This is a genomic window from Aureliella helgolandensis (assembly GCF_007752135.1).
Lineage (GTDB): Bacteria > Planctomycetota > Planctomycetia > Pirellulales > Pirellulaceae > Aureliella > Aureliella helgolandensis.
In genome coordinates this window covers 4587904-4608621 of the sequence record NZ_CP036298.1, presented here as the reverse complement: position 1 = coordinate 4608621, position 20718 = coordinate 4587904, and the positions used below count along the sequence as shown (strand labels likewise).

At 55.2% G+C, this 20718-nt stretch carries 14 protein-coding genes; 3 read left to right on the top strand and 11 right to left on the bottom strand.

Annotated elements, in window-relative coordinates:
- Positions 1-13: 13 nt before the first annotated feature.
- The 7 genes from Q31a_RS16260 to Q31a_RS16230 form a co-directional block, all read right to left on the bottom strand.
- Positions 14-409 (bottom strand): hypothetical protein, encoded by a 396-nt coding sequence (locus Q31a_RS16260; protein ID WP_145080016.1) that lies wholly within the window; start codon positions 407-409, stop codon positions 14-16.
- Positions 410-433: 24 nt separating this feature from the next.
- Complete coding sequence (locus tag Q31a_RS16255; RefSeq protein WP_145080015.1) at positions 434-1828, bottom strand: DUF1593 domain-containing protein; 1395 nt, start codon at positions 1826-1828, stop codon at positions 434-436.
- Positions 1829-1859: 31 nt separating this feature from the next.
- The gene (locus Q31a_RS16250) at positions 1860-3305 is read right to left on the bottom strand and encodes a pectate lyase family protein (RefSeq protein WP_145080012.1); all 1446 of its coding nucleotides are present in this window, start codon (positions 3303-3305) and stop codon (positions 1860-1862) included.
- Positions 3306-3424: 119 nt separating this feature from the next.
- Positions 3425-4441, bottom strand: coding sequence for a DUF6807 domain-containing protein (locus Q31a_RS16245; RefSeq protein WP_145080009.1), 1017 nt, complete (start codon positions 4439-4441; stop codon positions 3425-3427).
- A gap of 6 nt (positions 4442-4447) precedes the next feature.
- Positions 4448-6310: an FAD-dependent oxidoreductase gene (locus Q31a_RS16240; protein WP_145080006.1), complete on the bottom strand. Its 1863-nt coding sequence runs from the start codon at positions 6308-6310 to the stop codon at positions 4448-4450.
- A gap of 49 nt (positions 6311-6359) precedes the next feature.
- Positions 6360-8096, bottom strand: coding sequence for a pectate lyase family protein (locus Q31a_RS16235; protein WP_145080002.1), 1737 nt, complete (start codon positions 8094-8096; stop codon positions 6360-6362).
- 43 nt (positions 8097-8139) lie between these two features.
- Positions 8140-9612 (bottom strand): DUF1593 domain-containing protein, encoded by a 1473-nt coding sequence (locus Q31a_RS16230; protein WP_145079998.1) that lies wholly within the window; start codon positions 9610-9612, stop codon positions 8140-8142.
- Between the two features lie 305 nt (positions 9613-9917).
- Here Q31a_RS16230 and Q31a_RS16225 point away from each other — a divergent pair, with 305 nt between their 5' ends.
- Positions 9918-10769: a helix-turn-helix domain-containing protein gene (locus Q31a_RS16225; protein ID WP_145079995.1), complete on the top strand. Its 852-nt coding sequence runs from the start codon at positions 9918-9920 to the stop codon at positions 10767-10769.
- Between the two features lie 221 nt (positions 10770-10990).
- Here the strand turns inward: Q31a_RS16225 and Q31a_RS16220 are convergent, their stop codons facing one another.
- From Q31a_RS16220 to Q31a_RS16210, 3 genes are all read right to left on the bottom strand, one after another.
- Positions 10991-13036 (bottom strand): glycoside hydrolase family 127 protein, encoded by a 2046-nt coding sequence (locus Q31a_RS16220; protein ID WP_145079990.1) that lies wholly within the window; start codon positions 13034-13036, stop codon positions 10991-10993.
- A 42-nt stretch (positions 13037-13078) separates the two neighbouring features.
- A complete protein-coding gene (locus tag Q31a_RS16215) occupies positions 13079-14410 on the bottom strand; it encodes a DUF1593 domain-containing protein (protein WP_231690790.1) in 1332 nt (443 codons plus the stop codon).
- Positions 14411-14819: 409 nt separating this feature from the next.
- A complete protein-coding gene (locus tag Q31a_RS16210; protein WP_145079987.1) occupies positions 14820-15470 on the bottom strand; it encodes a 3-keto-disaccharide hydrolase in 651 nt (216 codons plus the stop codon).
- A 707-nt stretch (positions 15471-16177) separates the two neighbouring features.
- On the opposite strand from Q31a_RS16210, the gene Q31a_RS16205 reads away from it, so the two are divergent.
- Complete coding sequence (locus Q31a_RS16205; RefSeq protein ID WP_197355323.1) at positions 16178-16795, top strand: ribonuclease E inhibitor RraB; 618 nt, start codon at positions 16178-16180, stop codon at positions 16793-16795.
- Between the two features lie 282 nt (positions 16796-17077).
- Here Q31a_RS16205 and Q31a_RS16200 read toward each other — a convergent pair whose 3' ends face one another.
- Complete coding sequence (locus Q31a_RS16200; protein ID WP_145079979.1) at positions 17078-19168, bottom strand: CehA/McbA family metallohydrolase; 2091 nt, start codon at positions 19166-19168, stop codon at positions 17078-17080.
- Positions 19169-19546: 378 nt separating this feature from the next.
- Between Q31a_RS16200 and Q31a_RS16195 the strand changes: the two genes are divergently transcribed.
- The gene (locus Q31a_RS16195; protein ID WP_231690789.1) at positions 19547-20716 is read left to right on the top strand and encodes a zinc-dependent alcohol dehydrogenase; all 1170 of its coding nucleotides are present in this window, start codon (positions 19547-19549) and stop codon (positions 20714-20716) included.
- Positions 20717-20718 lie beyond the last annotated feature (2 nt).

Sequence of the window (20718 nt, the reverse complement as noted above, 5' to 3'; positions counted from 1 at the left end):
GCGGCGGATCCTCTTAAACAACGTAGGAGGAGAAACTAGCCTGGATGGAGCCGAGCGGCCAGTCGCCAACTTTGGGCAGCAAGGGACAACCGGCCTGTCCAGCACGGACATCGACATGATCGTCGAATGCACGCGAGCGGGTGGTTTTAGGCTGTTCACGCACGCCACTGGGGTTGCAACCTTCTTTGCCACCTGCGAAGGACTGGTAGTCCACCGCGTCCCGGAGGACGTCCTTGGGAATTGGTCTCCCCGAATTGGCAGGGCCGAGTTGGTGCCCTGCCCTACCCTGCTGAGTCGATAGGCTGCGCATGGACAGGAACGTGTTACCAGTCGTTAGGCAATCGTGTAGAGCGAAGCGCCAGCGCAACCATGGTGGAAAAGGCATCACACCACGGGCGGGAGTTGCCATTAGGTGAGGATGATGGACTGCGGTCTATTCAATGTCACACACAATTCGCTGGTAGCGTACCAGTGCCGGCGAACCGTTGTCGGTTACCTCAAGAATGATGTGAACTTGTGTGCCAGATTCCTCTGGTACCACAAAGCTGGCTTGGGCAGCGTCTTCGCCCGCGATGGTGATCTTGGACTTGGCCGAGTCGGCTTCCTCATATTGCCACCAACGGTAGGTCAAGGCATTGCCGTCGGGATCGTTGGTGCCCGCCGCGTTCAGGGGGACTGTCTCGCCGGGGCGAACTTTCCTATCCTGGCCGTGCGTCAGCTTCACTACCGGCGGATGATTGGCTTGCTCATAGGGCTTCACGCACCAGTCGGCGCGGGCTGCAAAGTCATTTTGCAATGCAGCCGTCCACCGCCACATTGGCTTGAAGTACTCTCGACGTTGTTCGGGTGTCGAAGTGGATTTGCTGCGGAGGCTGTTTCGCCCCCAGCCGGTGTTTCCGTACCATCGACCCTGGGGGTATTCGTAGCCATCCACTGGCACCGGATCGAGCCATGTGTTCTCACGTACTCGCACATAACGACCGCCCCAACCGCCCCAGTCTGGCGACTCCATATTTCGCAGCCCCGTGACGATGGTGTGCAGGAATGCAGGCGAATCCCCTTCGGATCGAAAGTCACCATTGTCGTGCGCGGCGTAGATGGAGCACAGCGGACCGTGGTTTTCAAGGATATTTTCTTTCATCCAGGCACCGTCGAAGTACTTGTGGAGTTCCTCCGGTTGGGCCTGCTTCCAGCGATACGCGATTGCCTCGAACTGATCTGAAATAATGGTCGGAATTTCATACTTCCCCCAGACTGGGCGAATGTATTCTTGATATGTATTGTCCTGTTCCCAGATAAAGAAGAAGCGACACTTTTTCGCAACCTCTGCCATCCGCTGTGGATGCTCCTCTTTAATCGTTTTGAGAGCGCGAGCGATGGTGTTCATGCCTCCCCAAGCTTGGAGCCATACCGGTCGGTCGTCGGTCTCGTCGAGCAAGACCTTGACGATCAGGTTCGAGCCCGCTGTGGGCTCAGACATATCCCCTTCGGACTTGACATTTCCCAGGACAACGCGTTCACGCAAGTACTCTGGCGTCGGGTACGCCGGATCATGCTTCACCAGATTTGGATAGACTTGGGTGTAGGCGTCCAAATCTGGGGCAATCCAATCGTCACCCGCCCAATGATGTCCATGGGCGTGGTATTGCGAACTGGAAGAGATGATACCCTCCACGTCACACTCGTTCGTATAGAGCAAGAAGCGAATCATGGAGCATTGATCGTCAATTTCACCATCGCTGGTGACGATAACGCGAGGTTTCTCGACCGCAATCCCCGGTATGGTAACAACACAACTGACCCATAACGCTAACAAAATTCTTTTCATCGTTATCGCCTTCGAAATCTAATAGGGTTGCCTAGTGCAAGGTGTTCAGGTTGTTTTCCTGGTTCGTGTAGTCAATGAATACGCCGGGATCCGTTCCGTTGATGTACTCTTCGACGTTGGTGTAGCCATCGTTATCTTTGTCTTGAGCTGCATCGGAAGCGTCGCTCAGATCGAGGCCTGCCTTGTCTTCCCATACATTGGGCATGCCATCGTGGTCGTCGTCGGCCGGTGCCGGTTGAGATTGAAGATCAGGCCAGCCACCCGCATCGCTGGGAGTTTCAATAAACCCCTGGTCGCCCTTGGTTGCAGTGCCGCTCCGGACTTCTTCGATAATGCGATCATCGATCGCGTCGCGTGCAGGCAAGGAGCAACCGACATGGCGAAGTACTGCCTCGTAAGCTTCCTGTGCCGTTTCCTGTGGGATAGGTAGGGATTCAGACGGCGCCATCAGCCTTAACCCTGGAATTGCATCCAGGTCGACGTCGACCGCCTCGGATTTCGGGAAAACGCCTTTCCAATTGTCGGCCGTAACCTCGGGATTGCCAGCCATATAATTGTCGGCTAGATACCAGTCACCGTAGTCTTCCACGCCGTTGCGGGACCAGGGGGAGCAAATTCTATTCTTGCTGTCGGGGTGTGTTCCAGGGCCGGGCTTGAAATAGTTGGCCACCATGTTTACTGAAAAGCTGCTGAAGGTTTCATTTAATTTGTGTGCGGACGTGGCTTTAATGGGTTGCTGTGCTTCACCCCCATAGTCACTTTGGTGCTGCCAGTTGTAAATCACATTGTTGCGGAAATCATTGTTTCCGCTGCCAGAAGCGAAACGGGGATTGCGAGAGATGTTGTGCGCGATGAGATTATGATGGTAAGTGCCGTGGTTGTTTCCCCAAATGCCGCCAAAGCGGTGCGAGCCACCACAGGCTTCCGTAGCCATGCACCATTGAATGGTGACGTTTTCTCCGTGGTAAAGCGACATCACCTCATCTTTGCTCCAGCTAGCCGACACATGGTCCAGGATGATATTCTTCTTGTATCTACTGGACACCGCATCATCGCGACCTTCGGCTCTTACTCGTAGGTAGCGAACGACAACATCACTGGCATTGATGTGAAGTTGACCTTTGATCGTAATGCCATCTCCAGGTGCCGTTTGCCCAGCCACGGTGATGTGGTCTTGGTTGAAGTTCAAGTCCGCGTCAATGGTTCCCGAAACCTTGAAGACCACAATGCGTGGCCCTTGGGCCTCAAGGGCTGCTCGCAAGCTTCCTGGGCCAGCTGCCTCAAGGTTTGTCACCTCGATGACCCGACCGCCCCGGCCACCGCTGGTCATCGCCCCATACCCTTCGGCGCCCGGAAAGGCTGGAACCGTGGGGGGCTGTGAGGCTGCAGTATTCGAAAGCAGCGCAAGGCAGACCAGCGACAGCCCGAGGATGGCGGTCTGGGTACTGCACCGGCTGTCAGTATTCTGTCGAATCATGTCCCGTTCCTTTGTAAATGTGAATCGAAGCTCATTAGTTCGCCCGCTATTTTTTAAACCTGCGGGCAGTCTTTGAATCTAGGCTGTCAAACCTGCAGTATTGACGTTCCCCAAGGCTCTCAATCGCCGATGGCGGGTGATGCTGCATAATCGCGGAAGGCAGCCGCGATATCAGCAGTCTTTTCGTCACCTTGATGAATGATGATGCGATGGCGCAAATGGACGTGTTTTCCATTTTTCAAGGTGAACGTACCTGACTCGGCGTTCTCATCGAGGCTCTTGGGGCCAAACGGGTTTGCCGTGAAGAGTCCATAATCTCGGACGTGCCACCGCGTTGGGTAACGAAAACTGGAAGGATGATTGAGGAATGCAATTCCTAAGTGTTCACCTTCAACCGGTCCGTGGTAGTCGACCCAAGCGGCGCTCTTGGACCACGTGGCGTCGTCGCGGTCGCCAACACTATTGACGATGTGTCCCTCGCCGTCCTTGAGGGACATGGAGGTAGGCACTCGCACGTTCAGTCCTGCGTCCTTTTTATCCTCGAGCTCGACGTCTCCGTATTGGGCGATCAGCGCAATGTTGAAATCGAGCACCAGCTTGTCATCCGACATTCTGAAGATCATCGAGCGTCGGTCGGCCATCAATTGCTTGCCCGAAGAATCCAAGTAATCGTTTTCCGACTCAATGATGGCGGCATCACTATCGGCTGAGATGCGGGTGAAAGCGGTGTGGTTAATTGAACCTAGGCTAGCCAGAAAAGACTCTTGTTGCGCGCCTTCGAAATTCTTGGAAGCGATCTCCAACCAGTTGTCTGTGCCGGCTACGCCCTGGTGCCCAAACCAAATGCCGCGATGGTGTGGATGGTCGTGTTGCTCGCCATCGACTGTTTCCATGGGAAACGCGCGCGTCATCGATTTGCCAGTTGGACCTATGACCGGCCAAAAATACGGCTTCCGAGCGTCGCTGTCACGAAATAGGTAGTTGGTGACTAGTTCGCCGTTGTAGGAGATGGTGACCTTTGATGCCTTGCAAGAAATCGAGAAGCCCTCCTCGGCATGAAGGCCCGCAGTGCACAGAAGCAGACAAGCGGCGATGGCAAGCAGACGGGCTGGGCGGGAACGTTGTAGATGAAACATGAGACTCTAGTCCTTCGATAGATGGCAGGTGCCGCAATGGTGGCTCAGTGCTTGCATGTCGATCCGGTGCAAATCCTTCTGATAAGGATTCATGCCAGGGTGGCAGGTCGAGCAATTCAGTTCGCGATCGAGTACCCGTTGGTGCGACTTTTCGAAATGGAGGTAGCCGGGGCGATTCATACCCACCAGCGATTTTATATCATGGCAGGCGATGCATTGGTTCGACGCGGCTGTGTTGAGGTCCGTGACTGGTTCCAGTTCCTGGGAGGGCTGGGATAACGGGAGTGACGTCTGGGAAGGCTGGGGCGGCTGAGAAGGCGCCGCCGGGCGTCTCGCTCGATGCAGCGCAGCGGCATCAGCCACGGCTGTGCGTGCAGCCATGCGCCCGGTCACGACGCAAGGCCCGAGAAATGTCCCTTCAAGTGCCGATGTGCCGTTGATACCTGCAAAGCCACTCAATTCGCCCGCTGCGTAGAGCCGGGGAATCGGGCGGTCTTGCGCATCGAGGACTCGGCACGAATGGTCCGTCAACACGCCTCCCATGTTCTTACGGGTCATAGGGTAGATTTGTACGGCGTAAAAGGGAGGCGTTTCGATTTTGGGTGGCAATTCATCCGCGGAATCTTCCAGCGAGAATCGATGAAAGTCCGCATCGTTGCCCGCATCGACCATTGCGTTGTAGCGCCGGACGGTTTCCGCCATTGCCTCTTGGGGTAGCCCAGCAGCCTCGGCAAGTGATTCGAGGGTCATGGCCGATTTGACGAGCTTCGGATTGTCGTAGATGACTCGCTGGACTACCGCAAAATTTCCAAAGTCTGTTCCTGCTACGTAAACGCGAGTTTTGTTGGACTCGTCAAAGAGGGCCCAGTAGCTCGCCGGCGTCTGTCGCAACATCGCGTTCAATTTGGCTTCGATGTCAGCGGACTCACTGACAAAACGCTGCCCGTCGCCATTCAGCCAAATAGCTCGACCATGCGCAAATAGGAGTCCCCGTTTGCCGCTGGGATCGCGTGGATCGGGCAATCCGTACGGATAGTTCCAGACGTAACTCATCCGATGATATGCTGCGCCAGCCTCACGCAGGATGCCATGCCCGATTCCCAGACTATTAATACCACTACCGGTCAATACACGGGAGGGCCAAGGCAAGGCCGAGGGCCAGTTCTCTCGGATCATCTTCAGATTGCTCTGAAATCCGCCGGTCGCTAACACGACCGCATCCGCCAGGAATTCACGTTCCGTGCCAGAACGCGTGTCCACGCCCTTCACTCCGGTGATTTCATTCTGGTCGCGGACCAAATCGACGACCTTGGTATTCCAAACGAATTCTACGTTGGGATGTTGGAAGCAGGTGCGGAATAGGGGATTGATCAGTCCTACGCCCAATTCCTTTGAACCATGACCGCGGGGGACGCTGTTTCTTGGAAAGGCCGCGACGATGTCGAACTTCACGCCTGCCTCCGACAACCACTCAAAGATTTCCTCGTTCGAATGATCTACATAGTATCGCACCCACTCCCGATCCAGATCCTTACCGCAATTGACGAAGTCCTGAAACGCTAGATCGGGCGAGTCCTCGATCCCCTTGGACTTCTGCAGTTCGGTTCCGACGATGGCAAGCTTTCCACCGGAGATGAAGGACGTCCCACCAAACACGGACCACTTCTCCAAGACGGTGACTCTCGCGCCGTTTTGAGCCGCCTCTAAGGCGGCCGACAAGCCAGCCATTCCCGTGCCAACCACAATCACATGGCGTTCATCCACATCGCGTTCATCGGCACGATTGTTGTGCGTGTTGCTATCTGGCGGTGCCGCGCACAGAGTCCCCAGTAATGAAATCGACAAGCAGAGCGAAAGGATAGTCTTCATGGGATGATGCCTGCTCTACGTTGGAGAACTGTTTCGAGGGCGTGATCGTTTAATTACGGTCGAGCCTGGCTTTGAGCACTGGATCAGAACTCCAGCGGTCTTCATAGGTGTGAGGGGTGCGCCAGGCTGTATGCGATGTCCCTGGATCGAGGCCATTGATAAAGTCTTCAATGTTGGCGTATCCGTCACCATTTAGATCGGACACCGCATCGGATGCGTCGTTCGGATTCAAGCCGTGCCGAGTTTCCCATTCATCAGGCATGCCGTCGGCATCAGCATCCGCGTAGGGTTGCCCGTGATACTCGGGGTAACCGCCGACCTGTTCGATGTCGGTGATGAGCCCCAACGCGACTAGGTCGACCAGGTCGTCCACCTTCTCCTGCGAATAGTTTGGATTGGAAAGTTTGTCGCGCACGTTTGGCCCGGCCTTAGCGGTGGTTCGTCCGCTTCGAACCGTTTCGGCGATTCGCATGTCAACCGCGTCACGCTTGGGGCGAGTTGCACCCGCGCGCTTCAGCACTGTTTCATACGCTTCGCTGGCGGATTGAAGTTCCAAGTACGCATGCGGATAGGGCTGTTCAGCACGAATCTGCTTGAGAATGGTTCCCGCATCACCACTCGAATCGACTTGCACACCTCCGTCCCAGTTATTGGACGAGACTCGCGCGTTACCTTCTGCAATGTTGCCCTCGACGTAGGCATGCCCAAAATCGTCAACGGGCGATTTCGCTCGTCGCGATTCGGGTTTGAGAAAGCGGTAGCTGATCGGTTTATCGAGCGGCGTGGCAGGTCCCGGTTTGTAGTAGTTGTTGATGATGTTGTAGAAGCTTCGATGATCGCCGCCATCGGTCGTGCGGTGCCGCCAGTTGAAGATGACATTGTTGGCAAATGTGAAATCATAAATCATGCCGACGCTTGGATTGCGACCTGCATTGCTGGCCCATAGATTGTGGTGGAAGGTGGCATTGTATCCACCGATCGTGCTGCCAAACGAGTGGTTGTAGGGATTTAGGCATTCGCTGAAGATGGAGTTCTGAATCGTGATATTGACTGTCGGCAGCTTCTGTTCTTGCGAATCTTCCGGCGATCGGAAGGTATGGCGATACATGGACATGTTTTCATCCAGCCCCCAGCTTGCCGAAACGTGATCGATCATGATATTGCCCACCGGATTGCCCCCGATCGAATCATTGCGGTCGCCCACCCACGTTTCGCCTCGGCGAAATCGCATATGGCGGATGATGACATCGTGCGTGTCGATTTCGACGGTGTCTCCGGCAATGCACACACCGTCACCAGGTGCTGTGCTGCCGGAAATCGTAATGTAGGGTGCGCGGATGCGGATGCGTTCTTTGAGTTTGATAATACCAGCCACATTGAAGACCACGATTCGCGGGCCGCCAGCTTCGAGTGCATCGCGAAAACTACCGGGACCTCGATCGTGAAGATTTGTCACCACGTAGACTTGGCCACCACGCCCACCAAAGCTGTACATGCCGCCACCCTGTGCGCCGGGAAACGCAGGAAGGTTGGCCTGAGGTAAATCTGAAGGTTTGGCCGCCCAAGGAATGTAGGGCTTGCCCTTCGCTTCCCAGGCTCGGATGGTGGGCAGAGCCGCCTCCCAAGCTGCATCAGAGCGTTGTTGCATCAATTTATGAAGACGGTCGGCTTCGGCGGAAACTGCCTTGCTGATTTTGGGATACTGAGCCTGAGCTGGTTTGGGCAGGTGCAGTGTCAGCACTGTCAATACTACGAGTGCCAACCGGAGCGTCTGTGGATGAATCATGCGCGTTCTACTTCCGTTGGATCGAGGCTCAGCGCGATGCTGGTCACTCGGTCACGTCAACGATGACGCGACCATAACGGGTCAACCTGGGAGTGCCCGAGTCGCTGACTGCTAAGATGATGTGCATGGTGCCGGTACCTGGCAACATCACGCGGCTCTTAGGAACCTCGAAGGACGATTGCGGTTGGTCCGCGTTCTCAAGCCGCACCGGATCGCCGGTTCGTGCATTGGAGGTAGTGAACGAGCCTGCTTCGCTGTAATAGAACCAACGGTAGGAGAGCTCGTCGCCATCCGGGTCGGTCGTCCCTTCGGCGCTGAGGCGGATGGTGTCTCCTTTTTGGGCTTTGAGACTTGTTGGGCTCGCGATTTTCACAACGGGCGGGTGGTTTGCTTGGTCGTAGGGCTTGGTTGTCCAATCGATTCTGGCGGCGAAGTCATTTTGGTAGGCGGAACGCCAGCGCCAGATCGTGGCGTGGTTGGACGTGTGCCAATTGCCATCAAAGCCCTTCACTTCATCGACGGCGTTGGACCAGAAGGGACGCGTTTCGGCCTCTTGAAACCACTTCTGCATTCTCGGCGTGTAGAACTCATAGCGACCGCCCCACCCGCCCCAATTGGGATTTTCTGGGGTGTTTAAACCGTTGTTGACAAGTCCCAGGAAGCTTGGAGTGTCGCCCTCCATGAGGTACTCGGTATGTGGGTGCTCGGCTCCAAGGGGGCCGTGATTCTGGCGAATGTGTTTGTCGAGCCAGTCATTGTCTACGATGCTAAAGTCGGCACCCGTGAAACGGGCGTGAAACTTGTCGCCACTAATCCCACTCCACGTGGCGTAATGGTACGCTCCGCCAGCGTGAATACCGGGACTGGCAATGTAGAACAGGTTGGGAAAGGTCTTGCGGATCCAAGGGCCGCTGTCGTCTTGATCCGAGATTGTGTAGACACGCAATTTGGATACAAATTTCTCGAGCGCTTCGGGCGATCGAGTTTGTTGTACTTTCCAAAGGGCTTGAGCCAATACGTTCGGTCCGCCCCAAACGGGCACCCACAGTGGTCTGGGGTCATCGCGATCCGCCGCTTCGATCAACAACTCGGAGCCGGTGGAATCGTTGCCCTCCCCTACCGCATTCATTCCGTAAGCCGGGCGCCCAACGCGGATAACGGCAAGCAGTGATTCTGCCGTGGGATAGCCCGGTTCGTGCAAGCTCAGATTCTTCTGCACCTTGCCATAGGCTTCGACGATTTGCTTGATGCGCGCGGCCGCAGTGCGGTTCTGCTGATGAATCGAAGTTGTGGCAACCAGGCCTTCGATGTCGAAGTGGTTCGCGTACGTCAAGAATCGAACCATAGATTGCGCATCATCCGGTTCGTTTTCGATATCGGTCAGCACCAGCACTCGCGTTTTTCCGATGGCGAACGCGCTGGAAGCGATGCTTAGAAGGAAGATCGCAAAAACTCTTGCAACGAAAAAGATGGGTCGCGCAAGTTGGACGGTGGTGGGGGACAGAATCGGTTGCATGGGGTTCCCGTGAGCGAACGCTCTGATTGGAGGTCGGTGGCTGACTCTTCATCGCATTTCAAACCGAGGCTTGCTAGGATTTGCTCCCGCCAACCCTGACACCATGCCTTGCTGTTACAGGCTGACTGCAACGCCACCGTGTGGCCCGCTGAGACGCCCAGTGCCGTCGCGCGGCTCAAACTGAATCCGCCGCAATAACCGAGCGTGTCGTGCATAGTGATGCGGCCCGTGTTGTAGGATGTTAATATGCTGCAGGCCGCGATTCCCCCTGTTTCTTGCCCGAAAGTCACGGTATTCTAAGACCGATGAAGCAATTCGATACCAAACGCCCTGAATTCTCGCCCTACGGTTTCAACTGTGAACGGTGGACACCAACTCGCATGCCTCGTCCAGACCGGCACAACGAGATCGAACTCAACTTGCTCCTGTCCGGTTCCCTAACCTACCTGCTGGGCGGTTGCCGGACGACGATTGAGACGGGAACGCTGGGCGTTTTCTGGGCTGCAATTCCTCACCAAATCGTGGACTTTGAAGGCGAGTTGCCCTATTTCGTCCTAACGTTGCCGCTGAGCGAGTTTCTGCGAGCGGGCATCGATCGAAGCGTCGCCAATCGCATTTTGCATGGAGAACTGTTGATCGATGCCGTGCGGAACGATGCAGATGAAATTGCATTCAATCGCTGGGAGCAAGAGTTGCGAGCCGGGGTGGTGAATTTGGAACGTGCCGCCCAATTGGAAGTCCGAGCAAGGCTGTTGCGGTTTGCCCATGCGATTTCGGACAGCCCGCCGGAGCGTGCCGCACCGATGTTGTCGCGGGCCGATCAACTTGCCTGTTACATCGCTCGAAATTACCAGCAACCGCTAACCTCGCAATCGATCGCCGATGCCAATGGCCTGAACCCGAACTATGCGATGAATCTATTTCGCAAGACGTACGGTACGACCATGACGACCTTCATCATCCAGCACCGCATCTCCCATGCTCAACGGTTGTTGGTCACTACCCAAGATGCCATTTTGAATGTTGCGTTGGAGTCGGGATTCCAGAGTCTTAGTCGCTTCAACGAGGCTTTCAAAGCAGTTTGCGGCTGTTCGCCACGCGACTATCGCAAGGCCCATCACGCAATGCCCGATGAGCAACATCCAGGAATGGCCTGAGGAAGAGCGGAAATCGCTCAGCCAATTCACGTCGGACGATTTCGTGTCCGGTTCCTATGCATCCAATGGCAAGTTTTTGGGGGCAAGTGTTTGAGGGATAGTGCGGAAAGCACTCGCGGAGTTGATCCGGCAACTGCACTCGTCGTGCTCACGGCGGGTGGTTGGTTTCGTTTGTCGACAGCTCTTGCCTTGGAGACGTTGCGTTGAAGAAATATTGCCATTTAGTCGAGCGGTAGCCAGACGGTCATTTCGGCTTTCCCTCGATTCGCCCAGGCGTAATAGGGGACAAATTTGGCCGCGATCGGTGTGCTGGTCGGCTGGGAAAACTCACGGTAGAGGGCACCTTGCCAGTCGACCGAAGGTCGTGCCACCACGTTGCCTTCTAACACTGAAACCCCTTGCAGAAGATTTGCATCGAAACGTGGTTCGAGCTGCATGTCCGCTGGCACTCGAATATCGGCCAGTCGGTTTTCCTGCGGCAGGTCGATTGATTCGAGGCAATAGACAATCGGTCCACGCTTTATGGCAACGTGATTGCGCGTTTCTTCGACGAGCGGATGAGATTCGAGGAGGACCGGTGGCATCGAAAGCTGCAGCTCGATAGACATTCCGGAACGGAGATCTTGAGGAAGCGTGGCGTAGCTGCCAGCAACCAACGCCAAGTCGACAGTCGCCCCGTCGACTTTCAAAGTGGCTGAATTTGCCCAGCCCGGTATTCGCAACTTTAAGTGGGCGGAATCGGATTCGCACTGCAGCACGTCGAAACGAACCTCCCCGCTCCACGGATAATTCGACGTCTGCTGCAGATGCACACGACCACCTGCCAAAGTCGTATCAAGAGTGTTGTCTCCATAGAGATTGACCCAGACCGTATTGTCTGACGTTCCGTAGGCATAGCCGTTGGCTTCAGCGATCGTTCGCAAAATATTGGGAGGGCAGCAGAAGGCGGTCATGTAGGGGACACGCGACCGCGACCAACGCAATGCAAGCGGTGCTGGTTCAAAATGTCGCAACGGATTGGTGTAGAAAAATTCAGTTCCTTCCAAAGCAACTCCGGAAAGGACCGAGTTGTAGAGCGCGAGCTCCAAGACATCGATGTATTTTGCATCCCTTTTCGCTAAGAACATTCGCCAGTTCCAAAGCACATTGCCGATGTTGGCGCAGGTCTCATTGTGAGCGGTGATGTTGGGTAATTGATAATTGCGGCCAAAGGCCTGGTGCACGCGCGTGATCGACTTTTGATTTTTGGAACCGTCGGGAGAGGCACCGTCAAAGAGCGCCCCACAGCCACCGGTGAGGTACATTTTCTTGCCAACGAGGTTGCTCCAAATCGGCTCGAGCGTCGTCCATAATTCCTCGTCTCCGGTCTCGGCGTAGAGATCGGCTACGCCAGCATAGAGGTAAGTGGCACGAACGGCATGTCCCACCGCTTCGGTCTGCTGGGCGAGAGGAATGCGGTCTTGATTGTCATCGCCACCGTCGACCACAAGGTCCCTCATCTCAATCAGACGCTTGGCAAGCGCTAGGTAGCGAGGCTCGCTGGTGGTTCGGTAGAGTTCGATCAGCCCCATATAGTGCGACGGGCAGATGGCGTGACGCGCTTCATCCGCTTGGGGATTGCGAAAGGCATCGTCGAGGAAGTCCGCAGCTTTTCGAGCGATCGTCAGCAGATCGTCTTTGCCTGTCACCTGATAGTGCAGGCAGGCAGTCGTCATGAGATGTCCCATGTTGTACATCTCGAAATTGAACCGATCGCCGAAGGGCCTAGCGTTTGGATCGCCGTTGCGGGCCGCGACGAGAACTGGCGTATGGATATAGCCGTCCGCTCGTTGTGCTTTGCCAATGATGGCGATGATTTCATCCAAGCGTTTGTCCCACGCGGGATTGGGAACGACGGCCTGTAATGCACAGACCGCTTCCATCCACTTGTAAAAGTCACCATCGTTGAAGGGAGCTCCGTGGTAATCTCCTGCGGACAGCCCCGCCGCGATTCGGAAATGCTCTAGGTACGGCTTGTACTTCGTCCCCTGCATGATCTCCCACATCGCGGGGAGCATCTTTTCTTCACACGTCGCGACGCGTTGTTGCCAGAAGCCGCCCGTCCACTTCGTTTCCGATAGTGGAACGCGTTGCACTGCTTGATGTGGGCTTAAGTGTGCGGACTGCGCAGACACCTTAATCGTCTGAATCGCAAAGAAAATTGCCACACCAATACCAACGAGTTTCAGTGCAAATTGAGGCTGCAGGAAGGGAGCGGAAATAGTCATGATGCATTTGTTTAAAGTGCGAAACGGATGTGCCGGTTAGACTCAATTCAGTTTGCAGCGATCCATCCGCTGGGCAAAATCGTGGAGGTACTTCTCGCGCCACTGGCTAACGCTGTTGGCTCCAGGATGAACTCCTACGGCCGCTGCTGGATCGGGATCATCGATCCACCAGTTGGGATGCTCGTTTGAAGGCAGACGCGTGCGCGAGAGCGGAGGTGGCACGGCGTCGAACTTGCCAGACAGTCCGTCCAGTTTGTCGAAGTCGCTGCGGAGCACGTAGGACCAAGTCTTCGCATCACGTGGTGAAAAACGAAAACGCAACACGTTGCCATCCACAACGCCGATGGAAGCCGGCACGCCTCGATTCAACACCATCGATGTCGTGTTCGTGGCTGTATATCCTGCGGGAAGTGGTAACGCGAATTCTGTGACGCCGAAGACTTCGACGCTGGCAGACTGTTGAGGCCATTCCTCGAAAATCGTCTTGCGACCGTCCCAGATTGGAACAAATTGACCACCCCAGCTGGGTAGCGTCGGGTCTTCAGATGCGCCCCATAGCAGTCGGGCGACCGACGGAGTGTCTCCCATTTTGATGTCACCTTTGGCGTTCACGAAAGCCGCGCCGAGCGCGCCGTGATCGGCAATATGTTCGGTGACGAATGCCCTGTTGTTCCATTCGCCCTTCTGGTTGCCACCCACGAACCAGCCACGGTAGGTTGCATTTGCTTCAATCATCCACAATTGGGGATGGTGTTGCTCGACGTAGTTATATGCATCGACACTCCACTTTTTATTCGGGCCGCCAATCCAGTAGACCCGCAGCTTCGGTGAAATCTCCGGCGCGTCGTGCAGCGCTTGAGCTAAGTCTTCCATACCGCCCCAAACAAGCACATGCAGCGGTCGATCATCGTCGCGTTTCGCACACTGGATAATCCATGCGGAGCCTTCGGTCGGGTTGCCAAGTCCCGATGCTCTCGGTGAATCGATGGCGCCCTGCTTGCAAATTGCCCGCACCGCATCCGGCTCCGGATAGCTAGCGGAATGTGAACTAAGCTGCGGAAAGTCTTGCTCGTATGCATCGACGACTTGCAGGATATGCTCTTTGCGCCCTGGGCCGTAAGGCGAGGATACGAGTCCCTCTAGGTCGAAGACGTCGGCGTAAACCAAAAGATGCACCATGGACTGCACGTCATCTGGATCCGTGCCACCAATGTCGGATGACACCAGCACGCGATGCCGAACGCCCGCGAGGGCCCCGTCTTCCGCGGTAAGATTCGACGCCATCGCGGCCAAAATACAAAGCGATACAGCGAACCGCCTAAATCGATGCGATAGCGGATCAGCGATGCTCAGGTAGGTATACATATGGCTCATCCTGCGATGCGTGTTAATGTGAGGGACGCCAGAGGAATTTGCAGGCGTTTGCGGAGTGGAGTAGAGTATCCGCCTAAGAAATGCTGCGGATCTACCTGGATCCTAGCGTTTAGTGCCCGTATCCTCAGATTTGGGCCGCTGCGTCTGACGGCAGTACTGGAAAGACCATGCCGTTGAGTCCCGCTCACCCTGGGTTTGCGTTCTAGGAGTGTAGTTGCGAATTCGGGGCTCTTCGGATGGGGCTGCAGTCCAATGCTGCTTGGAAGCTAGCAATGCGATCTGCTGTAGTGGGCGAGGCCGCCTGCCCCTAGTCTAGCTACGACTAAATGGGCTTGGTTGCCTCACCCACTACTTAAGACCGAAGGGGCCTAAAACAGAGTTCTTGAGGAAGTTTTACTCGGAACTTGCATTAGTCATCCAGTGGCATCACTTCGACTTTGCGAATGTTGACTTTGCTGCCGGGATCGTGTTGTTGAAATGCAAAGTGCCCGGCTGGATAGGTTTTGGCAAAGTCCATGTATTCGTAGAGTTCGTTGCCATCCACGGTGATCTTAATACGAGTCATGTCGCGCCCACGCCAAACGTCATCGCGGACTTCAATCTCGTAGCTGAACCATTCACCCGGTTTAACGTGCTGCTTGTAGACGTGGCAGAAACCGTACAGAGATCCCGTGCGAATCGGGTCCGTATGCGTGCTGTCGACCTGGGCTTCGTAGCCATCCATGAAGCCAGGTTTGCGCGTCGTGCGGAAGTAAACCCCTGAGTTGCCACCGTCATTGATCTTTGCTTCCACCCGATAGCGGAAGTTCTTGTAGGGCCCTTGGGTACATACGAGCATCGATTGCGAGCCAGAGCCCGCGATCTCGCCGTCTTTGACTTCCCAATGGCTATCCTCATTGCCGACTTTTTCCCAGCCATCGAGCGATTTGCCGTCGAAAAGGGGCGTCCAGGCGGCTGACTTGTCATCGGCCTGCGGTTTCTTCGAATCTTGGGCGATCGATACGGTGCTGATCGTGCATACTAGGGCTATGGCGGCGAGAATTCGAAACGTTGCATTCATGGTTGTCTAGTACCTCTGAGGATAAAAACTAGGAGTGGGATCAAAAAAACATCGGCTTAGGCGACGGTAGGTGCGGACGCCCGCCATGACACGTCTACTTTACTCGATAGGGTTGTTTCTAGGGCTTTGCCTTTCGATAAAAATCTTCGCCATCGCCGGCCAGTTGCAGTGGCTTCAGTGGCTTCCGAGGAGGAGCGACCGTGCGCGGCAAGCTGGCTCGCCCTTGCCTCTTGATCTCACAAGGGGATGCGTGCTCGGAGCGCTTGGCCCGTTTCCGCCGTCAATCCTTAGATTGTACCGTTGCTGGGTTGCAACGCAGGCTAGGGATCATTGATTGGGAGTTGGTTATCGCCTCGGCAACCGGGGCGGGGGCAGGTTCGTGAGTTCGCGATCTGTGGCACCGGAGGAGCGTGGGGCGCTTTATGTCGAGGAGCGGCGGGCGCTGCGGCTCGAGCAACTTGCGGAAACTCACTGTGCGTCGGACGCTGGTGTCAGAAACTAGCTATGATGCTTTCAGGCAAAAACACCCCCAAGTGCGTGCGCTTATCTTGGGAACTGCATTAGTCGCGGCCAGCATACCGCCTGTCGACTTATGCTTCCCAATCGGCATCTTCAGTAACTCCAAGCCAGTAGCCCCCTCTCGTTCACCGACTAATCGCAGTTTTCCACAGGTCCAAATTCTCATCCCGAAAGTGACTGCCAGTCGTATGAATGAAAAACTAGGCATTGCAGATAAGATTGGTTCAGCGATCAATGAGCTCGACATTGACTTTAGCAGTTTTACGCTGGTCGGTTGGTTTGTGAACCTGTTGTCGCTTGGCACGAGTGGTGGCGTGGCCTATTTTGCGTGCAGTGCCTTGATTCGACGCAACGGTTTGAATCTGGGCGTCGGAATGACGTTCTTCCTGATTATCATTGGCGTCACGACTAGCGTGTTTTTGACGCTTCGCTGGCTTTTGGACAAGGCTGGATTTGCGTTAACCCACCCGACTGATTTGATAGGCGATTCTGAAGACGCTAGCCGAGAGACCCTGAACCGGATGGCAAATTCTGGTATGGATATGTCGGCCGTTCATGCAATCGACTTTTGGTATCGCTTTACAGCTAAGGAAAATGCTGAAGACATGCAGCGGAAGGCACGCGAACATGCGTTCAGTGTTGTCGCCATTGAGCCCAACGATGAGTTGGGGGAGTACGACGTTCTGGTCCAAGTACAGCTGGTTCCGAATTTAGACGCGATTGGCCAGACGGAAAAGAGTTTGGGGGCTATCGCTGCTCAGTGCAATGGACAGGCTGACGGTTGGGGTGTCCGACAATCGAGTTAGCCATCAACCTATTGTGTTTTCTTCCGGCAAGCCACTTTGTTTTCATCGACTGGTAGTAATCGACCGGTAGTACTTGTGCCCGGCAGGGCGAGGAAGCCAATAGTTGCGTTGGTTGCGTTTCGGTCGTGTGCCAACATGATCGTGTCCAACTCAAGGGACATTTCACAGGTGCTGATGAAGCCGGCGGTGCGGTCGCCTCATCCGGCAGTACCTCCCGTATAGAGGATTGGCTTGTCAGTTATCGTTCAGTGTCGAACCACAGCGTCGCCCATTTTACTTTTCCTAATGATCGAACTTTGCCAGCTGAGTTTCACGCCAAGCGTCGAGGTACTGAGCGAAACCGAGACGGGTATGAGACGCTGCATTCTTTATGGACGCTTGATTCGAATCCTCCAGCAGCGAAACGCCTGCATTCTGAACCATGTGGGCGGCTTGGATCGCAGTCGCAGCGTCAAAATCTGCCAACACTGTTAGCATGGCTTTGAGATCGCCGTTGGCATTCGTGAAAATTTCGCGAGCGTATTCATGGGCCGAGGTCGCCACGCCATCTTGATCCGCATCAAGCCAAACGGCACCACTGCAGCCGATAACTTGCGCTTGCCAATCTGGGGACTTCGGTTGATAGGGCTTGGCAGTCTTCCAATAAAGGTCCGAGATTCCTGGTCCTGTAGCGATGGCCACAAAGTGCACGTCGTGCTTGGGTTTCGGGAAGCTGAACTCCTCAATCGCCTTAACACCCGTTGCCAAATCGGCAGGTGTGTTTGAAATATCTCGGCTCGCGATTTCCTGACCGTTGCGGTAGATACGAAGCCTACTAGCTTGGGTCCAGTGGGGACCTAGCACGTGGACTTTCAATCGCACGGTATTACCGTTGGCGTTTGCCATTTGTCCGGAATGAAAGGAGTCCTCGACGACCAGCTTGGTCAAGAGGCCGTAGCTGACCAGCACCTCGCCCTGTAGGAACTGATCAATCGCGTTGCTAACTTCGATATTTCCAGGAGCTTGGTCGTCGCAACGAATGTAGGTCCGCGCCTGCCCGACGAAGTGCCGGCCGACGTCGTGGGAATCACTGCTTCCGACAGGTGTCACGTGATAGCCTCGGTTGAGGACTGCCATCCAATCATGGAACAGTTGCAGGATGTCTGTCTGGGTGCTCGATGAATTTACAACCTCCATTGCGTTGAAACCAAAATGCCAACCTTCGATATTCTCTCCCGCCACCGCATTGTGCAGGAGTGGACCAAATGGAGTGACTTGCGTGTGTTCATCACGCGCGTGGTTGAGGATGGCGACCCTGACGTTCGGCGTCGCGTAGATCGCGTCTAGGATCGCTTGCCAACTCGGCAAGGTGTGGTCAGGAACTTCCGCAGCAGAAGTTACGGGGAAAATGTTCACATGCCCAAGGCGTGTCGTCACTTCATTACCGATGACCGGCGTGAAATACTGTTCGACGTTCGCTTGCAGAGCAAAAGGACGGTGATCTATTTGCACATTGTGGTCTGTGGCAACCGGCATTTCTATGCCCTCGGCAGCCAAGGTGATCATCCGTTCCTCCACCGTCGCGTCCCCGTGTCCGGAATGCGTCAGTGTGTGGACATGTGTGTCGCAGGCCACCAAGCCTGTCGTGTCGACTTCTCGCACGAGCTGCAGCGTTCGTTGAACTGTTTGACCGAGAGCCACCGTCAAGTGAATCTGGTCCACGGAGTACTCAAAACCCCGGCCGGCGTAGATGGTGTAGCTACCCGCGGGGAGGCCAAAACTTGCAGAACCGTTGGACGAGTAAATCGTCCCAGGACGTATCGCGAGATTTTCCCCAGAGGATGCTCCCACTGACTGGAGGGCGCCATCCGAATTGAGCACTGTAATTCTTGACGGCAAAGGGCTTCCTGAGCTGGCTTCCACGACCGTCAACTCGCAAGTTGCCTCGGAGAGTACATCCTCGAGCTTTCGGTCCAGTAGCCGTATGTTCCCAATGCGGACATCGTCAGTTACCGCATTGCGCTGAGTGGCTTGCTCGATTTGCAAGGCGTTCTCGCTGGCTCGCAGCAGGTTCGCTGGCACTGGAAAGTAGACGAGCATGTCGTTTTCGTTGACACGCAGGCGGCCAAGCTGTTTACCGTTGATGGCCACGTTCCAACGCTGTTTAACATCTTGCTGTTGGACAACGAGCGTTACCTCGCGTTCGTTGACCGATGATTCAAATTGCACGTTGATACTGTGGTCATCGGGTGCATTGGGGAATTCGGTCCACTCTCGCGGCCCTTCAATCCGTAGGTGCCTTAGTCCTTCGACTAACAATTGTTCGGAATGGGCGCTCGAGCAGGACACGACAACCAGAGCCACGGCAAAAAAGAAAATGGGTTTGAGTGTCACATTCGGTCCAACTGGAGTTCGAGAACTGAAAGGAAATGTTGCATGGCTAGCCGTTCGTTGGGAGACTGGATCCACGATTTTACCAGTTGTTGGATCTCGATGGCCGCAAGTAGGACGAGCAATCTCTAGGATTTAAATTCTGACGATTTCGAACCAACTCGCCGCCCGCCGTCGAACGATACGACAGGTCCGTCAGCGTGTCTTGTGCCATGGTCTGCTGGGCAAGACCCCGCCTTAGTATTCCGTGAGTTTATGCTGATTTCGCGGGAGACTTCTCGATTTCATTGTAGGAGAATACCGTTGTCGACATTGTTGTAGGGTTCATTCCGAGCCCGAAGCAACGGACCCCAACTATATTTTTGGATGCAGGAGAGATCGATGGCTCACTCAAGTCCCGCCAAAGTCAAGGCCGTCGCGATGACCGCGCCCGGCAAAACGGAGATGCGAACATATCCCTATCCGACGATGGATCACGACTCTGCGATCCTCAAGGTCGATATGGCCGGAATCTGCGGGACCGACCGGCATATCTTCAAGGGGGAAGCTACGGAGTTGCGTGGGAAGTCGATCTATCCCTACGTCGGTGGGCATGAAGTCATTGGGACGATTGTCGAGATTGGGGACACCGCCGCGCGGACGATGGACTACGACGGGCAATTGCTCGTCCCTGGTGATCGGGTGGCGATTGCTGTTGAGGTGAACTGCGGCGAGTGCTGGTATTGTCGAAATCACTACAACAACACCACCTGCGAAAACCAGATACAGGCGTATGGACTGCATCCGAATGCCGATACGCCTCCCTTCCTGCGCGGCGGGTTCGCGGAATATATGTACATTCGCCCCAGGACGCATCTCTTCAAGGTGCCGGAAGAGATGGCGACGGACGTGGCTGTTTTCGTGGAGGAGATGGCGGTAGCCTACCATTCGCTTGCGAGAGCTTCCGTGCCGTTTGCGCCAGTGAACGAAGGCTTCGGTCCCGGGATGTCTGTCGCCGTGCTGGGCAATGGCCCGTTGGGGTTGCTGCACGGAGTCATGGCGAGGATTCAGGGAGCCGGATTGACGATCGCCACTGACTTGTCCGATCTCCGACTCAAGACGGCCAAGAGTCTGTATGCTGACGTCACGATCAACGCATCCAAAGTAGGCGTAGAAGAGCGCCTTGAGCGGGCGAAGGAGTTGACCGAGGGAGTAGGACCAGACCTGGTGATCGAATCCGCGGGTGAACCCGAGGCCTTTCTCGAGGCGCTGCAGATGGTGCGAAAGGGCGGAACAATTATCGAAGTGGGCAACTGGGTCGATCTGGGCAAGCATGTGCCCTTGGATGTCATGCGACACATTACTTCGAAGAACTTGCACATCCATTCCGTCTTCCACTGTGGGACCAATTGGAGACCTGTGTTAAAGATCCTTCAGCAGCAAGCCAATCGCTACGATTTTCCATCAATGATCACTCATCGCATGGGGCTTGAGGAACTCGTCGACGGTTTCGGTACTGTCACGAACTTTGACGAGTGTGTCAAAATCGAAGTCGTGCCCCACAAGGCGTGAAT

Excerpts from the sequence above, each read along its gene's own strand:
- Q31a_RS16260 (WP_145080016.1), bottom strand. The coding sequence starts at position 409 with ATGGCAACTCCCGCCCGTGGTGTGATGCCTTTTCCACCATGGTTGCGC.
- Q31a_RS16255 (WP_145080015.1), bottom strand. The coding sequence starts at position 1,828 with ATGAAAAGAATTTTGTTAGCGTTATGGGTCAGTTGTGTTGTTACCATA.
- Q31a_RS16250 (WP_145080012.1), bottom strand. The coding sequence starts at position 3,305 with ATGATTCGACAGAATACTGACAGCCGGTGCAGTACCCAGACCGCCATC.
- Q31a_RS16245 (WP_145080009.1), bottom strand. The coding sequence starts at position 4,441 with ATGTTTCATCTACAACGTTCCCGCCCAGCCCGTCTGCTTGCCATCGCC.
- Q31a_RS16240 (WP_145080006.1), bottom strand. The coding sequence starts at position 6,310 with ATGAAGACTATCCTTTCGCTCTGCTTGTCGATTTCATTACTGGGGACT.
- Q31a_RS16235 (WP_145080002.1), bottom strand. The coding sequence starts at position 8,096 with ATGATTCATCCACAGACGCTCCGGTTGGCACTCGTAGTATTGACAGTG.
- Q31a_RS16230 (WP_145079998.1), bottom strand. The coding sequence starts at position 9,612 with ATGCAACCGATTCTGTCCCCCACCACCGTCCAACTTGCGCGACCCATC.
- Q31a_RS16225 (WP_145079995.1), top strand. The coding sequence starts at position 9,918 with ATGAAGCAATTCGATACCAAACGCCCTGAATTCTCGCCCTACGGTTTC.
- Q31a_RS16220 (WP_145079990.1), bottom strand. The coding sequence starts at position 13,036 with ATGACTATTTCCGCTCCCTTCCTGCAGCCTCAATTTGCACTGAAACTC.
- Q31a_RS16215 (WP_231690790.1), bottom strand. The coding sequence starts at position 14,410 with ATGAGCCATATGTATACCTACCTGAGCATCGCTGATCCGCTATCGCAT.
- Q31a_RS16210 (WP_145079987.1), bottom strand. The coding sequence starts at position 15,470 with ATGAATGCAACGTTTCGAATTCTCGCCGCCATAGCCCTAGTATGCACG.
- Q31a_RS16205 (WP_197355323.1), top strand. The coding sequence starts at position 16,178 with ATGAATGAAAAACTAGGCATTGCAGATAAGATTGGTTCAGCGATCAAT.
- Q31a_RS16195 (WP_231690789.1), top strand. The coding sequence starts at position 19,547 with ATGGCTCACTCAAGTCCCGCCAAAGTCAAGGCCGTCGCGATGACCGCG.